Here is a 640-nt window from a genome sequence, read left to right as displayed (position 1 = left end):
CTAAGGTCGCGAAGCCAACTTCAAGATAAGATTTCCCACCGTAAGGGTAAGACCCCAGGAAGACTACCTGGTTGATAGGTCGAAGGTGTAAGTGCAGTAATGTATTTAGCTTATCGATACTAATAGGTCGAGGACTTGACCAATAATTTAAAATGATAAATTCAATAAATGTTTGCAGTTTTCAGAGTATTAACTCTGAAAATGTTATTACTTAGAAAAATATGAAAATATTTCATAAAAAGTATTGACATTGATAACTTAAGATGATATTATTATACTTGTCTTAAAATAAAAGAATAAAACACAATAATGTGGTTACAATAGCAAAGAGGATACACCTGTTCCCATTCCGAACACAGAAGTTAAGCTCTTTAGCGCTGATGGTACTTGGTGGGCAACTGCCTGGGAGAGTAAGACGTAGCCACGTGATGTGCCGAAGTGGCGGAACTGGCAGACGCACAGGACTTAAAATCCTGCGGGACTTACCTCTCGTACCGGTTCGATTCCGGTCTTCGGCACCATGATTTATTAGGACCATTAGCTCAGTTGGTTAGAGCGCCCGGCTCATAACCGGTAGGTCCGGGGTTCGAGTCCCTGATGGTCCACCATAATAAATTAATTAAGAACTTTGAAAATTAAA

General features: G+C 39.8%; 2 tRNA genes and 2 rRNA genes. All 4 read left to right on the top strand.

The features are described 5' to 3' along the window. Nucleotides 1-143: ribosomal RNA gene (locus JWF52_RS12080) — 23S ribosomal RNA — on the top strand; the annotation flags it as partial. Nucleotides 144-310: 167 nt separating this feature from the next. Next, nucleotides 311-427 (top strand): 5S ribosomal RNA (rrf, locus tag JWF52_RS12075). A 5-nt stretch (nt 428-432) separates the two neighbouring features. Further along, a tRNA-Leu gene (locus JWF52_RS12070) sits at nt 433-521 on the top strand. A gap of 10 nt (nt 522-531) precedes the next feature. After that, nucleotides 532-608, top strand: a tRNA-Ile gene (locus JWF52_RS12065). Nucleotides 609-640 lie beyond the last annotated feature (32 nt).

Origin of the sequence: Clostridium sp. CCUG 7971 (genome assembly GCF_017590215.1) — a bacterium.
Classification (GTDB): Bacteria; Bacillota; Clostridia; order Peptostreptococcales; family Peptostreptococcaceae; genus Faecalimicrobium.
Note: the sequence above shows the minus strand (reverse complement) of the source record. Positions and strands in the feature narration are given on the sequence as shown.